This is a genomic window from Arthrobacter sp. CJL-S3, from assembly GCF_056711635.1.
This window is the reverse complement of sequence record NZ_CM160046.1, coordinates 1978161-1998646: the sequence shown is the minus strand read 5'-3', so window position 1 is coordinate 1998646 and position 20486 is coordinate 1978161. Positions and strand designations below refer to the sequence as shown.

General features: G+C 66.3%; 17 protein-coding genes. 10 read left to right on the top strand and 7 right to left on the bottom strand.

Annotation, left to right across the window (positions count from 1 at the left end):
* The first annotated feature begins 247 nt into the window (after positions 1 to 247).
* The 5 genes from AC06G6_RS08990 (at position 248) to AC06G6_RS08970 (ending at position 5067) form a co-directional block, all read left to right on the top strand.
* Positions 248 to 709, top strand: a complete 462-nt coding sequence (locus tag AC06G6_RS08990; RefSeq protein ID WP_479828352.1) for a hypothetical protein — start codon at positions 248 to 250, stop codon at positions 707 to 709.
* A gap of 93 nt (positions 710 to 802) precedes the next feature.
* The gene (locus AC06G6_RS08985) at positions 803 to 1189 is read left to right on the top strand and encodes an SHOCT domain-containing protein (RefSeq protein ID WP_307464195.1); all 387 of its coding nucleotides are present in this window, start codon (positions 803 to 805) and stop codon (positions 1187 to 1189) included.
* A 91-nt stretch (positions 1190 to 1280) separates the two neighbouring features.
* Positions 1281 to 3161 (top strand): glycoside hydrolase family 15 protein, encoded by a 1881-nt coding sequence (locus tag AC06G6_RS08980; RefSeq protein WP_479828351.1) that lies wholly within the window; start codon positions 1281 to 1283, stop codon positions 3159 to 3161.
* Between the two features lie 49 nt (positions 3162 to 3210).
* Positions 3211 to 4365 carry an AI-2E family transporter gene (locus AC06G6_RS08975; RefSeq protein ID WP_479828349.1) on the top strand — a complete coding sequence of 385 codons (1155 nt, stop codon included), beginning with the start codon at positions 3211 to 3213 and terminating at the stop codon, positions 4363 to 4365.
* A 36-nt stretch (positions 4366 to 4401) separates the two neighbouring features.
* Positions 4402 to 5067: a GAP family protein gene (locus AC06G6_RS08970; protein WP_479828345.1), complete on the top strand. Its 666-nt coding sequence runs from the start codon at positions 4402 to 4404 to the stop codon at positions 5065 to 5067.
* 49 nt (positions 5068 to 5116) lie between these two features.
* Here AC06G6_RS08970 and AC06G6_RS08965 read toward each other — a convergent pair whose 3' ends face one another.
* From AC06G6_RS08965 to AC06G6_RS08935, 7 genes are all read right to left on the bottom strand, one after another.
* Complete coding sequence (locus AC06G6_RS08965; protein ID WP_479828343.1) at positions 5117 to 5503, bottom strand: SHOCT domain-containing protein; 387 nt, start codon at positions 5501 to 5503, stop codon at positions 5117 to 5119.
* A gap of 197 nt (positions 5504 to 5700) precedes the next feature.
* Positions 5701 to 7317, bottom strand: a complete 1617-nt coding sequence (locus AC06G6_RS08960; RefSeq protein ID WP_479828340.1) for an MFS transporter — start codon at positions 7315 to 7317, stop codon at positions 5701 to 5703.
* A 103-nt stretch (positions 7318 to 7420) separates the two neighbouring features.
* Positions 7421 to 10300 carry a SulP family inorganic anion transporter gene (locus AC06G6_RS08955; RefSeq protein ID WP_479828337.1) on the bottom strand — a complete coding sequence of 960 codons (2880 nt, stop codon included), beginning with the start codon at positions 10298 to 10300 and terminating at the stop codon, positions 7421 to 7423.
* 472 nt (positions 10301 to 10772) lie between these two features.
* On the bottom strand, positions 10773 to 11177 hold the full coding sequence (locus AC06G6_RS08950) for a universal stress protein (protein WP_479828333.1): 405 nt from the start codon (positions 11175 to 11177) through the stop codon (positions 10773 to 10775).
* Positions 11174 to 12706: a tripartite tricarboxylate transporter permease gene (locus AC06G6_RS08945; RefSeq protein WP_479828331.1), complete on the bottom strand. Its 1533-nt coding sequence runs from the start codon at positions 12704 to 12706 to the stop codon at positions 11174 to 11176. Before AC06G6_RS08945 ends, AC06G6_RS08950 begins: the two co-directional genes overlap by 4 nt.
* 10 nt (positions 12707 to 12716) lie before the next feature.
* Positions 12717 to 13343 (bottom strand): tripartite tricarboxylate transporter TctB family protein, encoded by a 627-nt coding sequence (locus tag AC06G6_RS08940; protein WP_479828327.1) that lies wholly within the window; start codon positions 13341 to 13343, stop codon positions 12717 to 12719.
* Positions 13344 to 13348: 5 nt separating this feature from the next.
* Positions 13349 to 14350 (bottom strand): tripartite tricarboxylate transporter substrate binding protein, encoded by a 1002-nt coding sequence (locus AC06G6_RS08935; RefSeq protein WP_479828323.1) that lies wholly within the window; start codon positions 14348 to 14350, stop codon positions 13349 to 13351.
* 143 nt (positions 14351 to 14493) lie between these two features.
* On the opposite strand from AC06G6_RS08935, the gene AC06G6_RS08930 reads away from it, so the two are divergent.
* From AC06G6_RS08930 to AC06G6_RS08910, 5 genes are all read left to right on the top strand, one after another.
* Positions 14494 to 15378: a LysR family transcriptional regulator gene (locus AC06G6_RS08930; RefSeq protein ID WP_479828318.1), complete on the top strand. Its 885-nt coding sequence runs from the start codon at positions 14494 to 14496 to the stop codon at positions 15376 to 15378.
* 130 nt (positions 15379 to 15508) lie between these two features.
* Entirely contained in the window at positions 15509 to 16423 is a 915-nt protein-coding gene (gene kdgD / locus AC06G6_RS08925; RefSeq protein WP_479828314.1) for a 5-dehydro-4-deoxyglucarate dehydratase, read from the top strand.
* A 10-nt stretch (positions 16424 to 16433) separates the two neighbouring features.
* A complete protein-coding gene (locus tag AC06G6_RS08920) occupies positions 16434 to 18065 on the top strand; it encodes an aldehyde dehydrogenase (NADP(+)) (protein ID WP_479828311.1) in 1632 nt (543 codons plus the stop codon).
* Positions 18062 to 19390 (top strand): enolase C-terminal domain-like protein, encoded by a 1329-nt coding sequence (locus AC06G6_RS08915; RefSeq protein WP_479828308.1) that lies wholly within the window; start codon positions 18062 to 18064, stop codon positions 19388 to 19390. The genes AC06G6_RS08920 and AC06G6_RS08915 overlap by 4 nt, the downstream gene beginning before the upstream one ends.
* A 125-nt stretch (positions 19391 to 19515) precedes the next feature.
* Positions 19516 to 20436 (top strand): AEC family transporter, encoded by a 921-nt coding sequence (locus tag AC06G6_RS08910; protein ID WP_479828303.1) that lies wholly within the window; start codon positions 19516 to 19518, stop codon positions 20434 to 20436.
* The last annotated feature ends 50 nt before the right edge of the window (positions 20437 to 20486 follow it).

Here is a 20486-nt window from a genome sequence, read left to right as displayed (position 1 = left end):
GCGCGCATGAGCGCATCATCCCACAATCCTTCCCCGGCCGGAACAGTCCTCCGGCCCCGATCCGGACCGCTTCCCGGACGGGGTCAGGAGCGGATCAAGTGGCCCTGTTGCTGGGACAGTGGGTGGCTGCAGCGGCCCCCGATATCACCCCCGCCGGGTGATCCATGGGGCTCGGCACGGGCGAACGATGGTCTTACCTGCCAGTGATTGGGCTGCCAGGCGAATGCCCATCTGAGAGGGGCCTCCAATGTCGAGACCACAACCAGTCCTCGCACGACTGCTGGCGCTCGCTGCCGCGGTCGTGCTTCTCGCCGGCTGCACGACTCCCAGCCCGCCAGCGAGCACCTCCACCCCGCAGGCGACCACGTCCACCCCGCAGGTGACCGTTTCTCCCGTCTGCGCTGCCGCCGATGCCTATGCCGACGCCCTGACAGGCTTCAAGGACACCCTCGTGCCGGGCGCCACTCTGGAGCAGGTCCGCGCGGCACGGGATCAGGTAGTCAAGACCTACGACGATCTGGTGACGGCGATAGGCGGCGAGGCCCAGGGGCGGGTGGACGCCGTCAGGTCGGCTGAGGACAAGTTCGCTTCGGCCGTCAATGAGATCAACGACGACACCACGCTCGGCGAGGCGGCCGACTCCCTACAGGAGGAAGCTGCCAACGTCCAGGCCGCACTGAGCGACCTCGTGACTGATGTTCAGTGCTGACGACACGACAGCTCCGGACGCCTGCAACCGGCACCATTTCAAGCAAGCCTGCATAAGGGTTCACGCCGAAACAATCGAAAGTAGGGATGCCAAGTGAGTTTCTGGGAAAATTTCTGGGATATCTTCTGGTGGTTCTTTATTGTGTATGCCATCTTCGCCTTCCTCTACGCGCTCTTCATCGTCATTGCCGACCTTTTCCGCGACCATGAACTGAGCGGCTGGTGGAAGGCCGTCTGGTTCATCTTCCTGGCATTCGTTCCGTTCTTGACGCTCCTGGTGTACATGATTGCCCGCGGCAAGGGCATGACTGAACGGTCGATGGAACGGGCCCGTCGAAACCAGGAGGAAGCCGATGCGTACATCCGACAGGTAGCGACCGCGAGCCCAACCGAGGAGATCTCCAAGGCCAAGGCCCTGCTGGACTCCGGAACCATCAGCCCTGACGAGTTCCAGAGGCTCAAGACCAGGGTCATGAGCTGACCCCTCCGTCGACGTGACCGCCTGCAACGTTGGCCTGCGCTGATGAACATCGATTCGCTGTCCGAGGAAGAGTACCCGGAAGGTCGTCCCGTTGAACGAATACCCACTGATCGCAGACCATGGCCTGATCGGTGATCTGCAAACTGCGGCCCTGGTATCCACGGACGGCACTCTCGATTGGTTCTGCAGTCCCCGTTTCGACTCGCCCAGCATTTTTGCGTCCCTGCTGGACCGTTCCCGCGGCGGCCACTTCAGCACCCGGCCCGTCGACGAGGCCTTCGCCACCAAGCAACTGTATTTGCCCGACACGGCTGTCCTCATCACACGCTTCCTCACCGAGGGCGGCGTCGGCGAACTGATGGATTTCATGCCGATCACGGGTGAGGCGGCCAGCGAACAGCACCGGCTGGTGCGCATGCTCCGATGTGTGCGGGGACAGATCTCGTTCAACGTTGAGGTGGCGCCCCGCTTCGACTACGGCCGGCGGTCCCACCACCTGAACCTCAGCGAAGACGGCGCGATCTTCGATACCGGCGACACCCGGTTGGCACTCAGCCTCATCCGGGAGCCGGGGGACGACCGGCCCGGCCGGTACGAAGCTACCGAGGACGGTGACCTGCATGTCTCGCTGAGTCTCGAGCAGGGCCAAATGCGCGGCGTCGTCCTGGAGACGGGTCCGGACGTTGTGCCACGAAAGATGCCTCCCTCACAGGCCCAGCGGATGCTCGATGCAACCGCGCGCTTCTGGCACGACTGGCTGAGCCAATCCACCTATACCGGGCGCTGGCGCGAAGAGTTGGAACGCTCGGCCATTACGCTGAAGCTGCTGACCTACGCGCCGACGGGTGCCTTGGTGGCGGCTCCCACCGCCGGCCTGCCGGAACAAGTCGGCGGCGAACGCAATTGGGACTACCGGTACACCTGGATACGCGATGCCTCCTTCTCGGTTCACACCCTGATCCGGATGGGATTCGTCGACGAGGCCGCAGCCTTTAGCTTGTGGCTCCGCGACCGCATCGCCGAGCGGCTGGAGAGCGACACCGGCCCGCTGAACATCATGTACCGCATCGACGGAAACCCCGAACTTCATGAAGAAGTCCTCGCTGATTGGGAGGGCTATCGAGGCTCCCATCCTGTGCGCATCGGAAACGGCGCTGCCGGTCAACTTCAACTGGACATCTACGGCGAAGCGCTGGACGCCGTGTACTCCCTCGACCGGATCGGAGACGGCATCGGGCACCCCGGTTGGCTTGCCATCTGCGAACTACTGGAGTGGCTCGCCGACAACTGGGACCAGCCGGAAGAAGGCATCTGGGAGACGCGCGGCGGCCGGAAGGACTTCACCTACGGACGGCTGATGTGCTGGGTTGCCTTCGACCGGGCCATCCGGCTCGCGACCGCGCACGGCCGTCCGGGACCCCTTGCGCGGTGGATCACCGAGCGCGACGCGATCTACAACCAAATCATGGCCAAAGGCTGGAGCACCGAGCGTGGGGCGTTCGTGCAGCAGTACGGCGAAACGGTTCTCGACGCGTCGTTGCTGAAGATGTCACAAGTCGGCTTCGTGGCTCCCAGTGAACCCATGTGGCAGTCGACCCTCCGCGCCATGGACGCCGAACTCGTATCCGACAGCCTGGTGTACCGCTATGACCCCAGCGCCTCGCCCGATGGTCTCCGTGGCTCCGAAGGTACATTCTCGCTGTGCACCTTTCTCTACGTCGATGCCCTGTCGCGGGCAGGCCGGGTGGATGATGCCCGCCTTACGTTCGAGAAGATGCTGACGTACGCGAACCATCTCGGCCTGTACTCCGAAGAAATCGCGCCCACGGGTGAACAGATCGGCAATTTTCCGCAGGCTTTCACGCATCTCGCCCTCATCGATGCCGCCATTACCCTGAATGACTGTCTGGACGACGCGGCGCACCAACCCAGCCGCCCCCGCCGGGCGGGGAGGATACACGGTCACGGCTAAGCGGCTGCCGCGACTTCAGACCGTGTCCGTGCCAAACAAAGGAGGGGCCATGGAACCGGAACCAGCGGACTCAAATGCACGCCCTTTCCTCCCCCGTTCCGCCGTCATCCTCCTCGCCCTGGCCTGCGCAACGGTCGTGGCCTTCGGCCTTGCCGCGATGCGGGGGATTGTCACCCCGGTGTTCTTCGCTTTTGTTCTAACACTTTGCGTTCATCCGCTTCGGCGCTGGATGCAGGGGCACGGAGTGCCGCGGGGACTCGCCACGGGATCCACCATCGCGGCCGTCTTCGCCCTGCTGACCGGCTTCGCCGCGGTGCTGGTGGCCTCTCTGGCCCAGTTCTCCGCGCTATTGCCGCAATATGCTCCCCAAATTGAGCAGTTGGGTGCCTCCATCGCCCAGATGCTGGAAGCAGTGGGCTTCGGCCCCGAGCAAACCCAAACAGTGCAGCAGGAGTTCACCCCCGAGAGCATCATAGAATTCATCGGCGGCATCCTGGGCAACATCACTAGCATCGCCGGCGGCCTCGTGGTCATTCTGACGATGCTGATCCTCATGGCGGTCGACGGCTCGCGCATGCCCGCCTTGCTGACCCATCTGAACCACCACCGTCCGGCCCTGGTAACGGCTTTCAACGGCTTTGGCAACGGCGTCCGCCGGTACATGATCGCTACCACGGTCCTCGGAGTGGCCCAGGGCCTCTTCAACTGGCTGGTCCTCGTCCTCCTGCAGGTCCCGGGTGCCCTGCTGTGGGGGCTGCTCTCCTTCATTTGCAGCTTCATCCCGAACATCGGCTATTTCATCGCGATCATCCCGCCGTTGTTCTTTGGATTCCTTACCGGCGGATGGCCGACCGCCCTGGCGGTCATCGTCATCTACGGCGGGATCAACGGTGTCATCCAGTCCATCATCCAGCCCAAGTACGTCGGCAATGCGGTTGCTCTCAGCGAGACGATAACGTTCACTTCAGTGCTGTTCTGGGCTGTCATCCTGGGACCCGTCGGCGCGATCCTCGCCGTGCCCCTCACCCTCCTAGGCCGCACGATCCTCCTCGACTCCGACCCTGCCATCGCCTGGTGGCGGCCCCTGACAGGAGACAACAAGGACCTTGAGGAGCTCTTGAAGCAGGAAGACGATGCGATCCGCGCCCGCCGGGTACGGCGGGGATCGGACAACCCGGGCCCCGGCATACCACCGAAGGCATGACATGCCGTCGGTCAATCCCCCAGACCAGGTGACAGCGTGCTGAGCATTATCCCCAGCCTGCTGCTATTCGCCCTGGCAGGGGCGATCAGCACCGTGCCTGTCAGCATCACCATCATGATCCTGCTCTCCCCGGAGCCGCGCCGCGGTGCAGTGCCCTTCCTGGTCGGCAGCGTCGCCGGATCAATCGTCGTGGTCGGCCTCTCGGCTGTCGGGCTGCAATTCCTGCCGGGCACGCCGGCCTGGAAGCAGGACGAGCTGCTGGCGTGGCTCGGCTTTTTGATCGGATTCTTCCTGATCGCCTACGCCCTCTATCTCTTCGGGCACAGAAGCCAGGGGGACAGCGCTGTCCTGGGCAAGATGAAGACGCGGTTCCAAGACGCACACCGGTGGGAATACGTGGTCCTGGGCCTGGGGTTGAACCTGCGTCCCAAGGCAATTCTGCTTGCCGTCACAGCCGGCGCGCTCATCGGCGTCCGGGAACCCCCGATGCTCCAGGGGACCCTGTTCGTCCTCGCCTATGCCGTCGTCACCCAGTCAGCAGTCGTGGTGCCGATCGCCGTCTGGATGCATTCGCCGGAGCGGGCCGAAGTGCCGCTGACCGCAATTTACACGTGGATGCAGCGACACGGCCAGACGATTGCGGCAATCGTCACATTGACAATCGGCGTGTTCATTGTCGGATACACCGTAGTCCAGCTCTGAACGGACCTTTCGGGTCCGTTCAGAGTTGCGACGCCAGAGCACCCTATCGTCAGACCAGGATGCTGCTCTTGATCTTTTCGTACTCGTCAGGGCTGATGGTTCCTGCATCCAGAAGGGCCTTGGCTTTGGAAATCTCGTCGGTTGGGCTCGGCGCGGCCACCTCGCGGATGTACGCTTCGGACGCTTCCTGGTGCTGGCGGGACCGTTCCATCATTCTCTCGGTCATGCCCTTACCGCGGGCAATCAGGTACACCAGCACACCCAAGATAGGGAGGAAGGCCAGGAAAACGATCCAGACAGCTTTCAACCAGCCGTTCAACTCCCGGTCGCGAAAGACGTCGGAAATAATGACGAATAACGCGAAGAGGAACGCGAAGAATGCGTACACATAAATGAACCACCAGAAAACTTCCCAAAAATTCTCCCAGAAACTCATTTCGACTTCCCTACTTTCAATTGAATGCGGCTTTGCACGTGAACGCAGCCTCGGGTGGGAATGGAGCTAACTGCAGGTCCGGGTCGTCGCCTGGCAGCCTGACCATCGGCAGGTATAAACATCTTCTGCCCCGGACCCGGGCGAATTCCTCATCCACTGAGGGTGAATTCCCGGGTTTAGGCGGCACCGTGCAAAACTCAACCCAGGACTGTCCCCTCACCGGCACCGGCGGGCTTGGGATCAGGAAGCCTCATCATGCGGAAGGAGGTGCCGAGGCCGGCAAGGCCGGCAAGAATCGGCACGAACAGTGCGATCTGGAGCGCCAGGGGCCGTGCCTCCGTGTTGATGCGGATGATCTCGTCCGCGACGTCCTCCGGTTGGCCGGCGAGGAGTTCCTCGAGTTGCGCGTCGCTCATCACCTGCGCGTCCTCTTCCAGGCTCCGCGCGACCTGCTGCTGCTGATCGGGCGCGAGCACCGTGCTGGACGTGGCCATGCCGATGAAAATGGACGAGAGCGATGCCAGCATGATGCCGCCGGCAAACGCGAGCCCGAACGACAGCCCGAACGACCCTGCCGCGGAGTTCACGCTGGCGGCCTCGCTGACCCGCTCGTCCGAGATCGGGGACAGGGTGTAGTTGTTGAGCTGGGATACCAGCAGCCCCAGGCCACCGCCTGCGATGATCAGCGGGATCAGGAGCCACCAGCCGGAGTCCGCGCGCGGCACGACCGGAACCAGCACCACCAGGCCCACGATCAGGAGCAGGAAGCCCCACCGTATGAGGCTCGCCGGGCGCCGCGTCCCGGACCTCTTCCCGGCGAGCATGGCCACCGCGAACATCGTGAGCGACAGCGGGGCAATCGAAAGCCCTGACTGCATCGCGTTGTATCCGAGCACCATCTGCAGGTAGATGGGCAGCACGATCATCGTGCCGCCGAGGGCGATCTGCTGAAGCATCTGGCCTGTGGCACCAAAGCGGAACGCTTTCGACTGGAAGAGATCCGGGTCCAGCAGTGTCGGCTTGTCGCGGCGTTTGCGCTGACGGAGCCAGTAGACCAGGCCGCCCAGTCCGACCGCGCCGACGGCCAGGAGGGCGCCCACCGATTCGCCGCCTTCCTGCCAGACCAGGATGCCGAGCACGACGCCGCCCATGCCCACGATCGACAGCAGTGACCCGAAAATATCCAGTTCCCGGGAACCCTCGAACGGCACGTCGCGGACGAGCTTGATCCCGGACAGCACGACCGCGATGATCAGGGCCTCAAGCATGAAGGCGACGCGCCAGGACAGGAACGTGGTGATGAACCCGCCGAGCAGCGGCCCCACCGCCGCAGCGATCGCCGCCGAGGCGCCGACCAGTGCATAGACCCGTTTCTGCGCCGCTCCCTCGAAATTTCCATGGATGAGGGACTGCATGGCGGGCAGCAGGAGCGAGGCGCCCAGGCCGCCGATCACGGCCCAGAAGATGATGATCGGGAGGAGGCTCTGCGCCATCGTCATCGCCACGGCGCCGATGGCATAACAGACCAGACCGATCACGTAGGCGCGCTTCCGCCCGATCAGATCGCCGATTTTTCCGCCGATCAGGATGAAAGCGGCGGACACCAGCGCTTCGAGCGCAATCGCCGACTGGAGGCCGCTGACGGTCGAGCCGATATCCCGCACCACAGCGGAGATCGAAACGTTCATGATCGACGTGTCGACCACCAGCACAAACATCGCCATCGCCAGCAACAGCGCGAGCCTGCTGTTAAAGGGCTCCGCCGGAGTGTTAGAAGGCTCCGCCGGAAGGCCGCCGTCGTCCGGCTTTTTCATCTGTCATCGACTCCCGGGCTTGTCGGATGTGCTGCTCCCCCAACGCTAGCCAGTCGGCCTGCCGGGCAAATCATTCCCGGCGGGTGACCTTGGCGTCAGGCTGCTAACCCTGCCGCTCGTCGCGTGCCTGGTTCGCCGCGGCCTCTTCCGCCTCCACGGCCCGGTAGATGTTGCCGTGGATCCGGTCAGCGCCGATGCGCTCGATCACCCCGTCCCTGGCCAGCGTGGCCCGGACTGCGGGTTTCAGCCGGGCCAGGCGCAGGGTGACCCCGGCTTCCCGGGCGAGGTCCACGATGTCTGCCATCTTCGCGGCGCCCTGGGAGTCGACGAAATTGATACCGCCGCAGTCCAGGACGATGCCGGTGAGGCCGGACGTTGAGTGGATCGTCTCGCGCAGGCGATCCTCCAGGGCGTCCGCGGTGGCGAAGAATAGGCCGCCGTCGAACCGGATCACGGCAACCCCCGGGATCACCTCGTCTCCGGGGTGCTCGGCCACTTCGCGGAAGACCTGCGTGCCCCGCTCCCGTCCGAGGGACGGCATCTCCGGGTGGGTGGCCACACCGACGAGCCAGATGAGCGAGAGTCCGATCCCGATGATGACGCCCGCCAGGACACCGAAGATGAGGGTGCCGACAATGGCTGCGACGGCAATCCAGAAGTCAAACTTTTGCACCCGGGCCAGCCGCCGCATCTCCGGCACGTTCATCATGCCCATGACAACGGCTTCGATGATCAGCGCCGCCAGCACCGGTTTGGGAAGGTTCGAGAAGAGCGGCGCCAGGAACAGCAGCGTGAGCAGGACGGTGGCGCCGGCGGTGAGCGAGGCCAGGCCGGTCTTTGCTCCGGAATGGTCGTTGAGCGAGCTCGCCGACAGGCTCGTCGAGACGGGCATCCCCTTGCATACTCCCGCGGCCATGTTGGCGAACGACTGGGCAACGGACTCCTGGTTGATGTCAATCTGGTAGCGGTGCTTGGCGGCGAACGCCCGGGCATCCCCCGCGGTCTGGGAAAATCCGATCAGGACCAGCGCCACCGCCGCGAGGGCGACGGTTCCCGCGTTGTCCCACATCAGCTGGCCGTCCGGGAGCTCCGGCCGCGGCAGCCCGCTGGGCACATCACCCACCAGTGCCACTCCCCTCGCCCCGAGATCGAACACCGCCGCCGCCAGCAGTCCGCCCACCACCAGGACCAGGGCGCCGGGAACCCTGGGCGCGACCGCCTTCAGCCCGAAGACCACAACGAGCGAGACGACGCCCACGACCACGGTGGTCTGCTGCGCCTCGCCCCAGGTCCCCAGCCACGACCGCAGTTCCTGGATCGGGTTGGAGCCGGTGACTTCGGTCCCGGTGAGCTTCGGAAGTTCCCCGATCACGACGTCGATCGCCGCGCCGAAGAGGAAGCCGGTGACCACCGCCCGCGAGAGGAATTGCGCAATCCAGCCCATCCGCAGGACGGCAAGCAGCAGGAACAGGACGCCTGAGGCGAGGGTGATGCCCGCGACGAACGAGGCGACATCCGGCCCGCTGGTGATGCCGGCCGCGAGCACCGCGCTCGCGGCCACCGCCGCCAGGCCCGAACTTGGACCCATCGAGATCTGCCGGCACGAGCCGAAGATCCCGTACACGATCGCGCCGGCAGCCGCCGCATAGAGGCCGTTCTGCAGCGGGATCCCCGCGATCCCGGCATAGCCCAGGTTCTTGGGAACGATCAGCGCCGCGACGGTCACCCCGGCGATCAGGTCGCCTCTCAGCCAGGCGCGGTCGTAGGAGCGGAGCTGGCCGGCGATGGGCAATCCGGTCGGGCGTCCCGGCTGCAATTTCTTCATGCCTTGTTCCCCTGTCGCTTTGCCTTCAGGACCCCGCGGCGGTCCTGTCCGTTCCGGGTGCCGCGGTATTGCCGGCGGTGTCGGTGCCCTGGGACTGCGGAAGGGCCGGCGGCCGGCCGCGAGCTGGTCGGCGTCGACGGCGGCAAGGTTGCGGATCAGGACGATCAGCCAGGCAAAGACCAGCGAGGCGGCGATGAGCTCCACGGCAGTGAGGTTGTAGTAGCCGACAGGGAAGTACATCACCACGGCGAAGGCGATGACCGCCAGGAACACCAATCCCAGCACGTTGAACGTCGCCGGGATCGAGGGCACCAGTGACCGCATGCGGACAATCAGGGTTCCGAACACCACGACCATGCCGGACGCGGCCGCGGTGTGGAGCCAGAATTGCTCATCCACGGGGAACAGTCCCACGCAGGCGAGGAGAATGCCGATGAGGATGATGCCGCCCTCCAGCTGCCGGACCCGGCGGCGCGAGGGCGCGGTGTCGGCCGTCGCTTCGAGCGTCCTGGTGGAGTATCCGGCCAGGGTGGTGACCACGACGCCGGCAACGATCAGCGTGACGTTGAACGCCGCCCCGGACACGTCGGAGCTCGTGCCGAGGGCACTGAGGTTTTCCTGCCACCACTGAGGGTCTTCTGCGGTGAGCATGCTCGTCAGGACGCCCGTGACGAGGAAGACGGCGAGGATCGCGGCGAGCCGGTAGGCGTTCATGGTGACTGCCGACAGGTAGGCGATGTAGGCGCTGATGGCTCCGGTGACCCCGACGAGGATTGCCGCGGCCAGGGGGTACAGCACTGCACCCACGAATGCCCGCTGGAAGATCGAGAACAGCGCCAGCCAGCCGAGCAGGAAGATGCAGGCGTGGGCCAGCGCCAGGGCTGCGACGTCGATGTTGTGGCGTGTCCGGCCGCGGGCGGCAGGCCGGGACGATTCCGGCCTCAGGCGTTGCAGGGAACCGACCACCACCGCTGCGGCGCCGAGAACCGCCGTCCCGAGCGCGGCAATGTCGCCCGCCGAGCCCCGGCCGGACAAGGCAACGGGTTCCCTCCCCACCAGCAGGAAAGCGACCACGCCGAGGAGAAGGAAGCCCGCACTGCCGATGATGAGCGCCCGCGACTCGGCCGTGACCGCACCATGTTTCTTCAGGGTTATCATCGTTCACTTCGCTTCGCCTGGGCGTTGGGGTCCTGGAGAGCCGCCGCGACCGGCGGCTCGTCCTGCTTCGGGCGAAACGCCGCGGGGCCCGGTCCGTTTCCGGGGTACCGCCAACGCTACGGCTGCCCCGCCCGGGTGCCGTCACCCGGAAAGGATGAAACGCTTCGGCCCGACACTTCCTGGTGGACGTCAGATTTTTCTCGCCGTTCCAGCATTCAAGGTGTTGAATGGTACTAGGTCCGCACCCCGCCGAACGCTGCGAGGTGTTGGACCGAGTACGTTTACTTGCCGGAGCCGTGGGGGTGGTCCGGTGTGAGACGGGGTCGGCGACGCTTGAGAACCCTCTGAGACCGGGGTTCTCTCCCCCCAGCCGTCGTCGGCCCCCCTGGCCTTCCGGGAACGGACAAAGGGGCGGGCCTGAACCGTTCGGTTCAGGCCCGCCCCTTTTCCTGGACCGCTCGCTGGGAACGTCCTAGCGGCCTGCGCCGTCGGCCTTCACGGCGAGAACCGGCCGGTCGGCCTGGATCAGGATGCGTTGGGCGTGGCTGCCCATGATGAACTTGCCCACCTGGGAGCGGTGGCGGAGTCCGATGACGATCAGCGAGGCGTTGACCTCCCGCGCTAGCTCCAGGAACTCATCGGCGAGGTCGTGCTGATAGGACGGCTGCAGCACGGACGTCCTGACACCGGCATCCGTGGCGCGCTTCGCGGCCTCCTCAAGGAGCCCGGCAGTGGCCACGGCCTTGTCCACCAGGGCACCTTCCCGGGCCGAATTGACGATGACGAGATCTTCGTTCCGGAGGGTTGCTTCGGAGATGCCGGCCGTGAGCGCCGCCTCCCCCGCGGGTGTGGGGACAAATCCGACAATGATGCTCATACCTTCTCCTTGATGTTTTCGGGGGCGGGCACTCCGGGGGCGGAGGGCTTGCGCTTGGCCAGCATGGTCCGGATGCCCGGAAGGACGGCGACCAGCACGAAGGCGATGAGCAGCGTCGCCGAAATCGGGCGGCTGAAGAACCCCGTCGCGTCGCCGCCGAAGACCAGCAGTGAACGGCGCAGTGAGCTCTCCAGCAGGGAGCCGAGGACGAACGCCAGGACCAGCGGTCCCGGTTCGAAACCGAACTTCTTCATCAGGTAGCCGACGATGCCGAAGACCACCACGAGCGTGACGTCGAACATGCTGTTGTTGATGGTGTACGCGCCGAGCAGCGTGATCAGGGCGGTGACGGGTGCCAGGATCGCGGCGCGGACCCGGAGGATCTTCACGAAGAGTCCGACGAGCGGCAGGCTCATGATCAGCAGCAGGATGTTGCCGATATACATGGAGTTCACCACGCCCCAGAACAGTTCGGGGTCCTGCTCCACGAGCTGGGGCCCCGGCGTCACGCCCTGGATCAGGAGTGCGCCGAACATCAGGGCCATGGTGGCGTTGGCGGGGATTCCGAGGGTCAGCAGCGGGATGAACGACGAGGTGGCGGCAGCGTTGTTGGCCGTCTCCGGTCCGGCAACCCCCTCCGGCGCGCCCTTTCCGAAGCGTTCCGGCTGCTTGGCCCGCTTCTTTTCCATGGCGTAGGAGGCCATGGAGGCGATCGTGGCGCCGCCGCCGGGCAGGATTCCCAGGAAGAACCCGAGGACCGAGCCCCGGCCGATAGCGCCGGATGCCTGCTTCAGGTCCTTGCGTGAGGGCCACACGTTCGTGACCTTGGACGGGGCTTTCGCCGCCCGGTGGCGTTCCTCGAGGTTGTACAGGATTTCTCCCAGGCCGAAAACGCCCATGGCGATCGGCACAAAGTCGATGCCGTCCGCGAGCTCCAGGCTTCCGAAGGTGAAGCGGCTTTCGCCGGTGAAAACATCGCGTCCGACCGTCGCCAGCAGCAGGCCGAGGGCCGCGGCGATGAGCGCCTTGGTCTTGGCGCCGTTGCTGATGGTGGCCACCAGCAGGATGCCCAGCAGGGCCAGGGCGGAGTACTCGGCGGGTCCGAAGTCCAGGGCGAAGCTCGCCACAACCGGGGCCAGGAAGGTCAGCCCGATGATCGATGCCGTGCCGCCGACGAAGGAACCGATGGAGGCCAGGCCGAGGGCGGTGCCGGCCTTGCCCTGTTTGGCCATCTGGTAGCCGTCAAAGACGGTGACCACTGAGGAGGCTTCGCCGGGCAGCCGCAGCAGCACCGACGTGATGGTGCCGCCGTACTGGGCGCCGTAGAAGATGCCCGCCAGCATGATGATGGCGGTCACGGGCTCAACGTTGTAGGTCAGCGGGAGCAGGATGGCGATGGTTGCCGCGGGCCCCAGACCGGGCAGCACCCCGATCAGCATGCCGATGACGACGCCGATGAGGCAGTACAGGAGGTTGGTGGGCTCCAGGACAACGGCGAAACCGTTAATCACGGGATTCAGAAAATCCACGGGGGTGCTCCTAGAAGAGGTGGGGAATGGACGTGTTGAGGGCCAGGACGAAAATGCCGTAGAACGCACCGACAACAATCGCGCTGACCAGCAGCGTGGAGCGCCAGGTTTCGCCGCCGAGGAACCGCATCCAGATCACGCACAGGACGAGGGCGGGCAGTTCAAAGCCGATGACCGGCATCAGCGCCACCATGGCGGCCAGCGTGACCAGACCGGTGAGCGGCGCCAGGGACATCCGGGTGAACTTTTCCGCATCCCGGTTGTGCCGGCCGATGATCAGCTGGAACAGCCCCAGGGCCACCATCACGCAGCTGATGATGAACGGCCACAGACCGGGCTGGGGTGCCGCGGGGGTACCGAGGCCCATCGCCAGGGACAGGATGAGGGCGCCGAGCCCAACGGCAATCACCACCGCTGAGGATGCCGCATTGGCCCGCGGCCCGGCGGCGGGCGGCTTCTCCTCCTCCCACTGCGCGGCCAGCTGTTCGGGTGTCAGGTTGTCCTCGCCGCCGTTCGCAGCACCGCCCGTAAGTCCGCCCGCGACCCCGCCGGCCGGTGCGACCGGAAGTCCGTCGGGGCCGGGCCCGGCGGAAGGGGCGTTCTCCGCTCCGCCGGGCACAGCGTCTGTCGTCTTCACTCGGGTCACTTGGTTCCGCTGAGGCTGATGTCGTACTTCTCAACCAGGGACTTGTACTTGGCGGCGTACTCTTTCCACTGGGTCACGACCTCTTCTCCGGAGATTTCCTTCGGGGTCAGCATGTTCTTCTTGTTGAATTCCTTGTAGGACTCCGTCTTGAGGGTCTCCTGGATGGCTGCGAACAGTTTGTCCTTCACATCCTGCGGGGTTCCCTTGGGAGCCGCGACGGCGCGGTACTGCGCCACGGGGACGTCATATCCGGATTCCTTCGCGGTGGGGACGTCCGGGAGGAAGGAGTTCCGCTCTTCGGAGAAGACGAGCAACGGGGTCACCTTGCCGGCCTGGATCTGGGGCATGGCCTCTCCGAGCTGGATGGTGGACACCTCGACCTGGTTGCCGAGGACCGCCGTGAGGGCGGGCTTGCCGCTGTCGAAGGGGACGTCCGTTCCCTGAACGTTGGCCTGCTTGAAGAGCACAGTCTGGGCGAGCTGGCTGCCGGTGCCGACGCCCGTGGTGCCGAAGGTGATGTTCCGGCCGGCGCCGGTCAGGTCCGCAATGCTGTTGAGTCCCGATGCCTTGCTGGCCACGAGCACGTAGTCGTCCTGGGACAGGCCGGCAATGATGTCCAAATCGTCGATGTTGACGGCTTCGTCCGCGGTGACCGCCAACGGGGTGATGGTGATGAGCGAGGCGGTGACCAGCAGCAGGTTCTGGCCGTCGGCGGGCTTGCCCGCCACTTCCTTGGTGGCAAGGGCGCCGTTGGCGCCCGGCTTGTTCACCACCGGCATCGGGACGCCGAGCGTCTTGCCGGCCCCCTCCGAGATGGCGCGGGCAATCAGGTCGGTGCTCCCGCCGGCGGCCTGTCCGACGGTGAGGTTGACCGGACCGCTGGGGAACTTGGCAGTACTGGTGCTGCCGGCCGCGACGTTGCCGCAGGCGGTCAGTGCCAGCAGCGCGACGGCGGAGGCCGCTCCGAGTACGGCGCGGCGGTTGGGGAAGTGCATCATTGGGACTCCTCGTTGACACTGCGGGGCCGGGCCCCGGAAGTATGTGAACCGGGTCACTTCCCGGTTCGCTGAATCGAGTCTAGGGAGCCGGTATGATGCCTGTCTAAGCCCAAATATGCATAGGGTGATACCAGGAAGGCATCATGTTCACCTTTGACCAGCTGGCCGGCTTCATCGCCGTCGCGGAGGAACTGCACTTCGGCCGCGCGGCGGAACGCCTGCAGATGACACAGCCGCCGCTGAGCCGCCAGATTCAGAAACTGGAGCGGAGCGTGGGCGCGGAACTCCTTGAGCGCGACAACCGGAAGGTCCAGCTGACGCACGCGGGGGTGGCCTTTCTCAACGAGGCCAGGCGCCTGCTGGCGCTCGCCGAGCGTGCCCCCGTGACCGCGCGCCGCATCGCGTCCGGCCGCTCGGGCCTGCTGCGCATCGGCTTCACGGCCGCCAGCGGCCTCAGCATCCTGGGTCCGCTGCTCGAAGAGATCTCCACGAGGCTGCCCGACGTCGACATCGACCTCCAGGAGCTGGTGACCGGCGAGCAGATCCAGGCGCTGCAGACCGGGGAGCTGGATCTGGGCCTGGCCCGGCCGCCCTTTGACCGCGATGTTTTTGATTCCCACCTGCTATACCGCGAGTCGATGGTGCTCGCCGTTCCGTCCGGTCATCGGCTGGCAGGCCTGGGCCGGGACATCGACAACGAGGAACTGAAGGACGAGCCGCTCATCATGCACTCGCCGCAGCAGGCCCGCTACTTTTACGACCTTGTCATCCGCACGTTTCCCATCCAGCACGGCAATGTGGTCCACACCGTCAGCCAGATCCTCACCATGGTTTCGCTGGTCGCCGCCAAGCGCGGGGTCGCCTTCGTGCCGCACTCCGCCACGGCATTGGGCATCCAGGGTGTTGAATTCCTGCCGTTGAGCGGCAGCCCGGGGGAACCCGTGGAACTGCACGCCATCTGGAACCGCAAGGTGGCGAACCCGGCTCTGCGCCGCCTGCTGACCGAGCTCGACTACCAAATGGAGTAAATCCCCGGTGATGCTCCGAGGGTATCAATACATACAAAAATGAACTTAGACAGGCATGACAGCCGAGCCTACGCTGGAGGGGAACCGCCCCACTCACGCCCATCACGGCGCTCACCCGGAGGACCCCATCGTGGCAAAGTACACACCCCTGGAACTCGCAGACACCCTCAAGAACGGCCTGTTGTCGTTCCCCGTGACCTCATTCGATGCACAGCTGCAGTTCGACGAGGAGAACTACCGCAAACACCTGGCATGGCAGGCCAGCTTCCCGGTTGCGGGCCTCTTTGCCGCCGGCGGCACCGGCGAAGGCTTCTCCCTGACACCGGACGAGTCGGCCAGGGTGGTCCGCGCCGCCGTCGAGGAGGTCGGTGCACTGGTGCCCGTCCTGGCCTCCGCCGGCGGTTCCACCGCGCAGGCCATCGGCAACGCCCAGGCCGCCGAAGCAGCCGGTGCCGAGGGCATCCTGCTTCTGCCGCCGTACCTGACGGAAGCGGACCAGGGCGGCCTGATCGACCACGTGGGCGCCATCTGCGAGTCCACCTCGCTCGGCGTCATCATCTACAACCGGGCCAACGCCATCTACAAGGACACGACGGTCGCCACCCTGGCGGACCGCCATGAGAACCTGATCGGCTTCAAGGACGGCGTGGGCGATCTCGAGCACGACGCCCGCGTATACGCCAAGCTCGGCGACCGCCTGTTCTACCTCGGGGGCCTGCCCACGGCGGAGACGTTCGCCCTGCCGCTGCTCCAGCTGGGCATGAGCACCTATTCCAGCGCGATGTACAACTTCGTCCCCCAGTTCGCCCTGGACTTCTACCAGGACGTCCGCAACGAGGACCGCGTTGCCGTCAACAAAAAGCTCAACGACTTCGTGATCCCCTACCTGGACATCCGCGACCGGGTCAAGGGCTACTCCGTGTCCATCGTGAAGGGCGGCCTCGACGCGATCGGCCGCTCCGCCGGCGGGGTCCGGCCGCCCCTGCAGAACCTCGCGCCGCAGGACCTCGCGGACCTCACAGCCCTCATCGCAACCGTTTCCTAGGAGGAACCCCGTGACCCTCAACGGACACTCACTCATCGCAGGCCGGGCGGTCGCCGGGGACGGCAAGACCGCCCACGGCTGCAACCCCGCCACCAACGAGCAGCTCGAGCCCGGCTACACACTCCTGACCGAAGAACAGCTCGCTACGGCGACCGGCGCAGCCGCCGCCGCCTACCCCTCCTTCAGCACCCTGGACCCGGAGACTCATGCGGGCTTCCTGGAGGCCATCGCCGATAACATCGAGGCGATCGGCGAGGAGCTCATCACGCGTGCCGGCCTCGAGACCGGCCTGCCGGCGGCGAGGCTGAAGGGCGAGCGGGCACGCACCGAGGGCCAACTCCGCCTCTTCGCCGCCGTCGTCCGGCAGGGCGATTTCCGCGGCGTCCGGGTCGACCCCGCACTGCCGGACCGCGCCCCCCTGCCGCGGGCTGACATCCGGCAGCGGCAGATCCCGCTCGGCCCGGTGGCCGTCTTCGGCGCCAGCAACTTCCCGCTGGCCTTCTCGACGGCGGGCGGGGACACCGCCTCCGCCCTCGCCGCCGGCTGCCCGGTGGTCTTCAAGGCGCACAACGCCCACCCGGGCACCGGCGAGCTCGTCGGCCAGGCGATTGTCAAAGCCGTCAAGGACTTCGGGCTCCACCCGGGAGTGTTCTCCCTCATCTACGGGCCCGGCAGCAGCATCGGCCAGGCCCTCGTCGCCGATCCGGCGATCAAAGCCGTCGGCTTCACCGGCTCGCAGTCCGCCGGCATCGCCCTGATGCGCACCGCCGCCGCCCGGCCGGAGCCGATTCCGGTCTACGCGGAAATGTCCTCACTCAACCCGGTCTTCGTCTTCCCCGGGGCCATCGCCGGCAGCGCCGAAGACATCGACGGGCTGGCCTCGCAGTACGTTGCGGCCGTCACGGGCAGCTCGGGACAGCTGTGCACCTCCCCCGGGCTGCTGTTCGCCCCCACCGGCGCGGCGGGCGACAAACTTGCCGCCGCCGTCGGCCGCGCCGTGTCCGCCAGCGCCGGACAGACCATGCTGACCGCCGGAATCGCCGGATCCTGGCGCGCCGGAGCGGAGGCCCTGGGCTCCGCCGACAATGTCAGCGTCCTCGGGCACGGCGCGGAAGGCGCCACCGAGAACGCCCCGGCCCCCGCCATCTTCGGCACCGGTGTCGCCGAGTTCGTGTCCAACCCCGTGCTGCACACGGAAGTTTTCGGCGCGGCCAGCCTCGTGATCCGCTATTCGGACACCGAGGAACTGATCGACGCCGCCAGCCGGCTTGAAGGCCAGCTCACCGCGTCCCTGCAGCTCACCGCGGCCGACTACCCGGCGGCGGCACCCCTCGTGCCGGTGCTGGAGCAGAAGGTCGGCAGGATCATCGTCAACGGCTGGCCCACCGGCGTCGAGGTCGGGCACGCCATGGTCCACGGCGGCCCCTTCCCGGCCACCTCGGACACCCGGACCACCTCCGTCGGCAGCCTGGCCATCAACCGCTTCCTGCGGCCGGTCGCCTACCAGAACCTGCCGCAGGAACTGCTCCCGGCGCCGCTCCGGGACGGCAATCCGTGGCGGCTGAACCGCCGGATCGACGGCGTCGTCGAAGCCGCCGCAGCACAAGAGGCAGCAACCGAGAAAGCAGAGGTCAACGCGTGACCACGCAGCCCACCATTGCCCGCGTCGAAGTCGTTCCCGTCGCGGGCCACGACAGCATGCTGATGAACCTCAGCGGCGCGCATGGCCCGTTCTTCACCCGCAACATTGTCATCGTGACCGATTCGGACGGCCGCACCGGCCTCGGTGAAGTGCCCGGCGGGGAGAAGATCCGCAGCACCATCGAGGAGGCCGGCAGACTGATCACGGGCCGGCCCGTGGCACGGTACCGCTCGCTGCTGCGGGAAGTTTCGGCGGAGTTCGCGGACCGCGACGCCGGCGGCCGGGGCCTGCAGACCTTCGACCTGCGCACCACGGTCCACGCCGTCACCGCCGTCGAATCGGCGCTGCTGGACCTCCACGGGCAGTTCCTCGGCGTGTCTGTCGCGGAACTCCTGGGCGACGGGCAGCAGCGCGGCTCGGTGCCGATGCTCGGATACCTCTTTTTCATCGGCGACCACGCCCGGACGGACCTGCCGTATCTGGTGGAGGACAACCCGGCAGACCGCTGGGAGACGCTGCGCCGGCAGGAGGCCATGACCCCCGAGGCCGTGGTGGCCCTGGCCGAGGCCGCCCAGGAACGCTACGGATTCAGCGACTTCAAGCTCAAGGGCGGAGTGCTCTCCGGCGACGCCGAGGTGGACGTGGTCACGGCCCTGGCCCGGCGCTTCCCGGAAGCGCGGGTCACCCTGGACCCCAATGGCGGCTGGCTCCTGGACGAGGCGATCCGCCTGGGCAAGCGGATGCAGGGCGTGGTGGCCTACGCCGAGGACCCCTGCGGCGCCGAGGGCCGGTTCTCCGGCCGCGAGGTGATGGCGGAGTTCCGCCGCGCCACCGGGCTGAGGACGGCCACCAACATGATCGCCACAGACTGGCGGGAGATGTCCCATGCCATCCGGAGCAACGCCGTCGACATCCCGCTGGCCGACCCGCACTTCTGGACCATGCACGGCTCCGTCCGGGTGGCCCAGCTGTGCAACGAGTTCGGACTGACCTGGGGCTCGCACTCGAACAACCACTTCGACATCTCCCTGGCCATGTTCACCCACACCGGCGCGGCCGCCCCGGGCGAGATCACGGCCCTGGACACGCACTGGATCTGGCAGGACGGCCAGGGCCTGACCCAGGAACCGCTGCAGATCCGGGACGGCGCGATCGAGGTTCCGGCTACGCCCGGCCTCGGGATCGAACTGGACCGCGACGCCCTGGCCAGGGCACACCAGCTGTACCTGGAGCACGGGCTCGACGCCCGCGACGACAGCATCGGCATGCAGTACTACATCGATGGCTGGACCTTCGACCCCAAGCGGCCCTGCCTGGTCCGCTGACCGATGCGGCCGAACAGCCGCCCCTGAAACCCCGCACGGCCGCCTCCCCTCGCAACCGGAGCCGGCCGTGCGGCATCCCACGTCCGGCCGGATGCCGGCCCGCAGCTACCTTCGAAGGGCAAATTTTGGGCGGCGTTGTCTCCGGAATCCTGATTGTCTCCGCAGTCATCGCCGTCGGCTACTGCGCCGCCCGGCTGCGCATCCTGGGCCCCGAGGTCCAGGGCGCCCTCACCCGCACCGCCTTCTACGTCACCAACCCCGCACTGCTGTTCACGGTCGTGGCCGGAAGTGACATCCGCGCCGCGCTGGGCACCGACGCCCCGCTCGCGCTGCTGTCCGCGGCTGCCGTGGGCGTCCTCTACTGCCTGCTCAGCTTCCTGTTCTTCCGGCGGCCCGTCGCCGAAACCGCCGTCGGCGCCATGGCCAGCAGCTATGCCAACGCCAATAACATCGGCATCCCCGTGTCGCTCTACGCCGTGGGGACCGCACAGCATGTGGCCCCGGTGCTCTTGGTACAGATCCTGGTCATGGCCCCGTTCTACCTCACCGTCCTGGGCCTGGCCGGAGGCTCCAGGATCTCCTGGAAAAAGCTTCTGCTCCAGCCGTTCGCGAATCCGATGATCATCGCGTCCGGGCTGGGCGCCGCCGTCGCCCTGACCGGCTGGAGCGCACCTGTCCTGCTCCAGAAACCCATCGACATGCTCGCCGGCGGGGCCGTCCCCATGGTCCTGCTCGCCTTTGGACTCTCCCTGGCCGGCAATGCGCCGCTGCAAAAGGGGGACGGCCGCACCGAGACACTGGTCGCCACCGCCCTGAAGATTGCCGGGATGCCGCTCATCGTGTGGGCACTGGGCCGCTTTGTCTTTGGCCTGGAGGGCCAGCACCTGCTGGCAATCGTCATCATGGCGGCCCTGCCCACGGCACAGAACGTGTTCCTCTTCGCCTCCCCCTACGGGCGGGGCATGACGATGGCCCGCGACGTGATCCTCTGCACCACCGTCCTCAGCGCCGGCGCGCTGCTCGTCGTTGCCCGGCTGCTCGGCTAGGGTCCCTTCCCTAAAATACTTGTTATACAAGTTAAGAACTTGTATCCTAA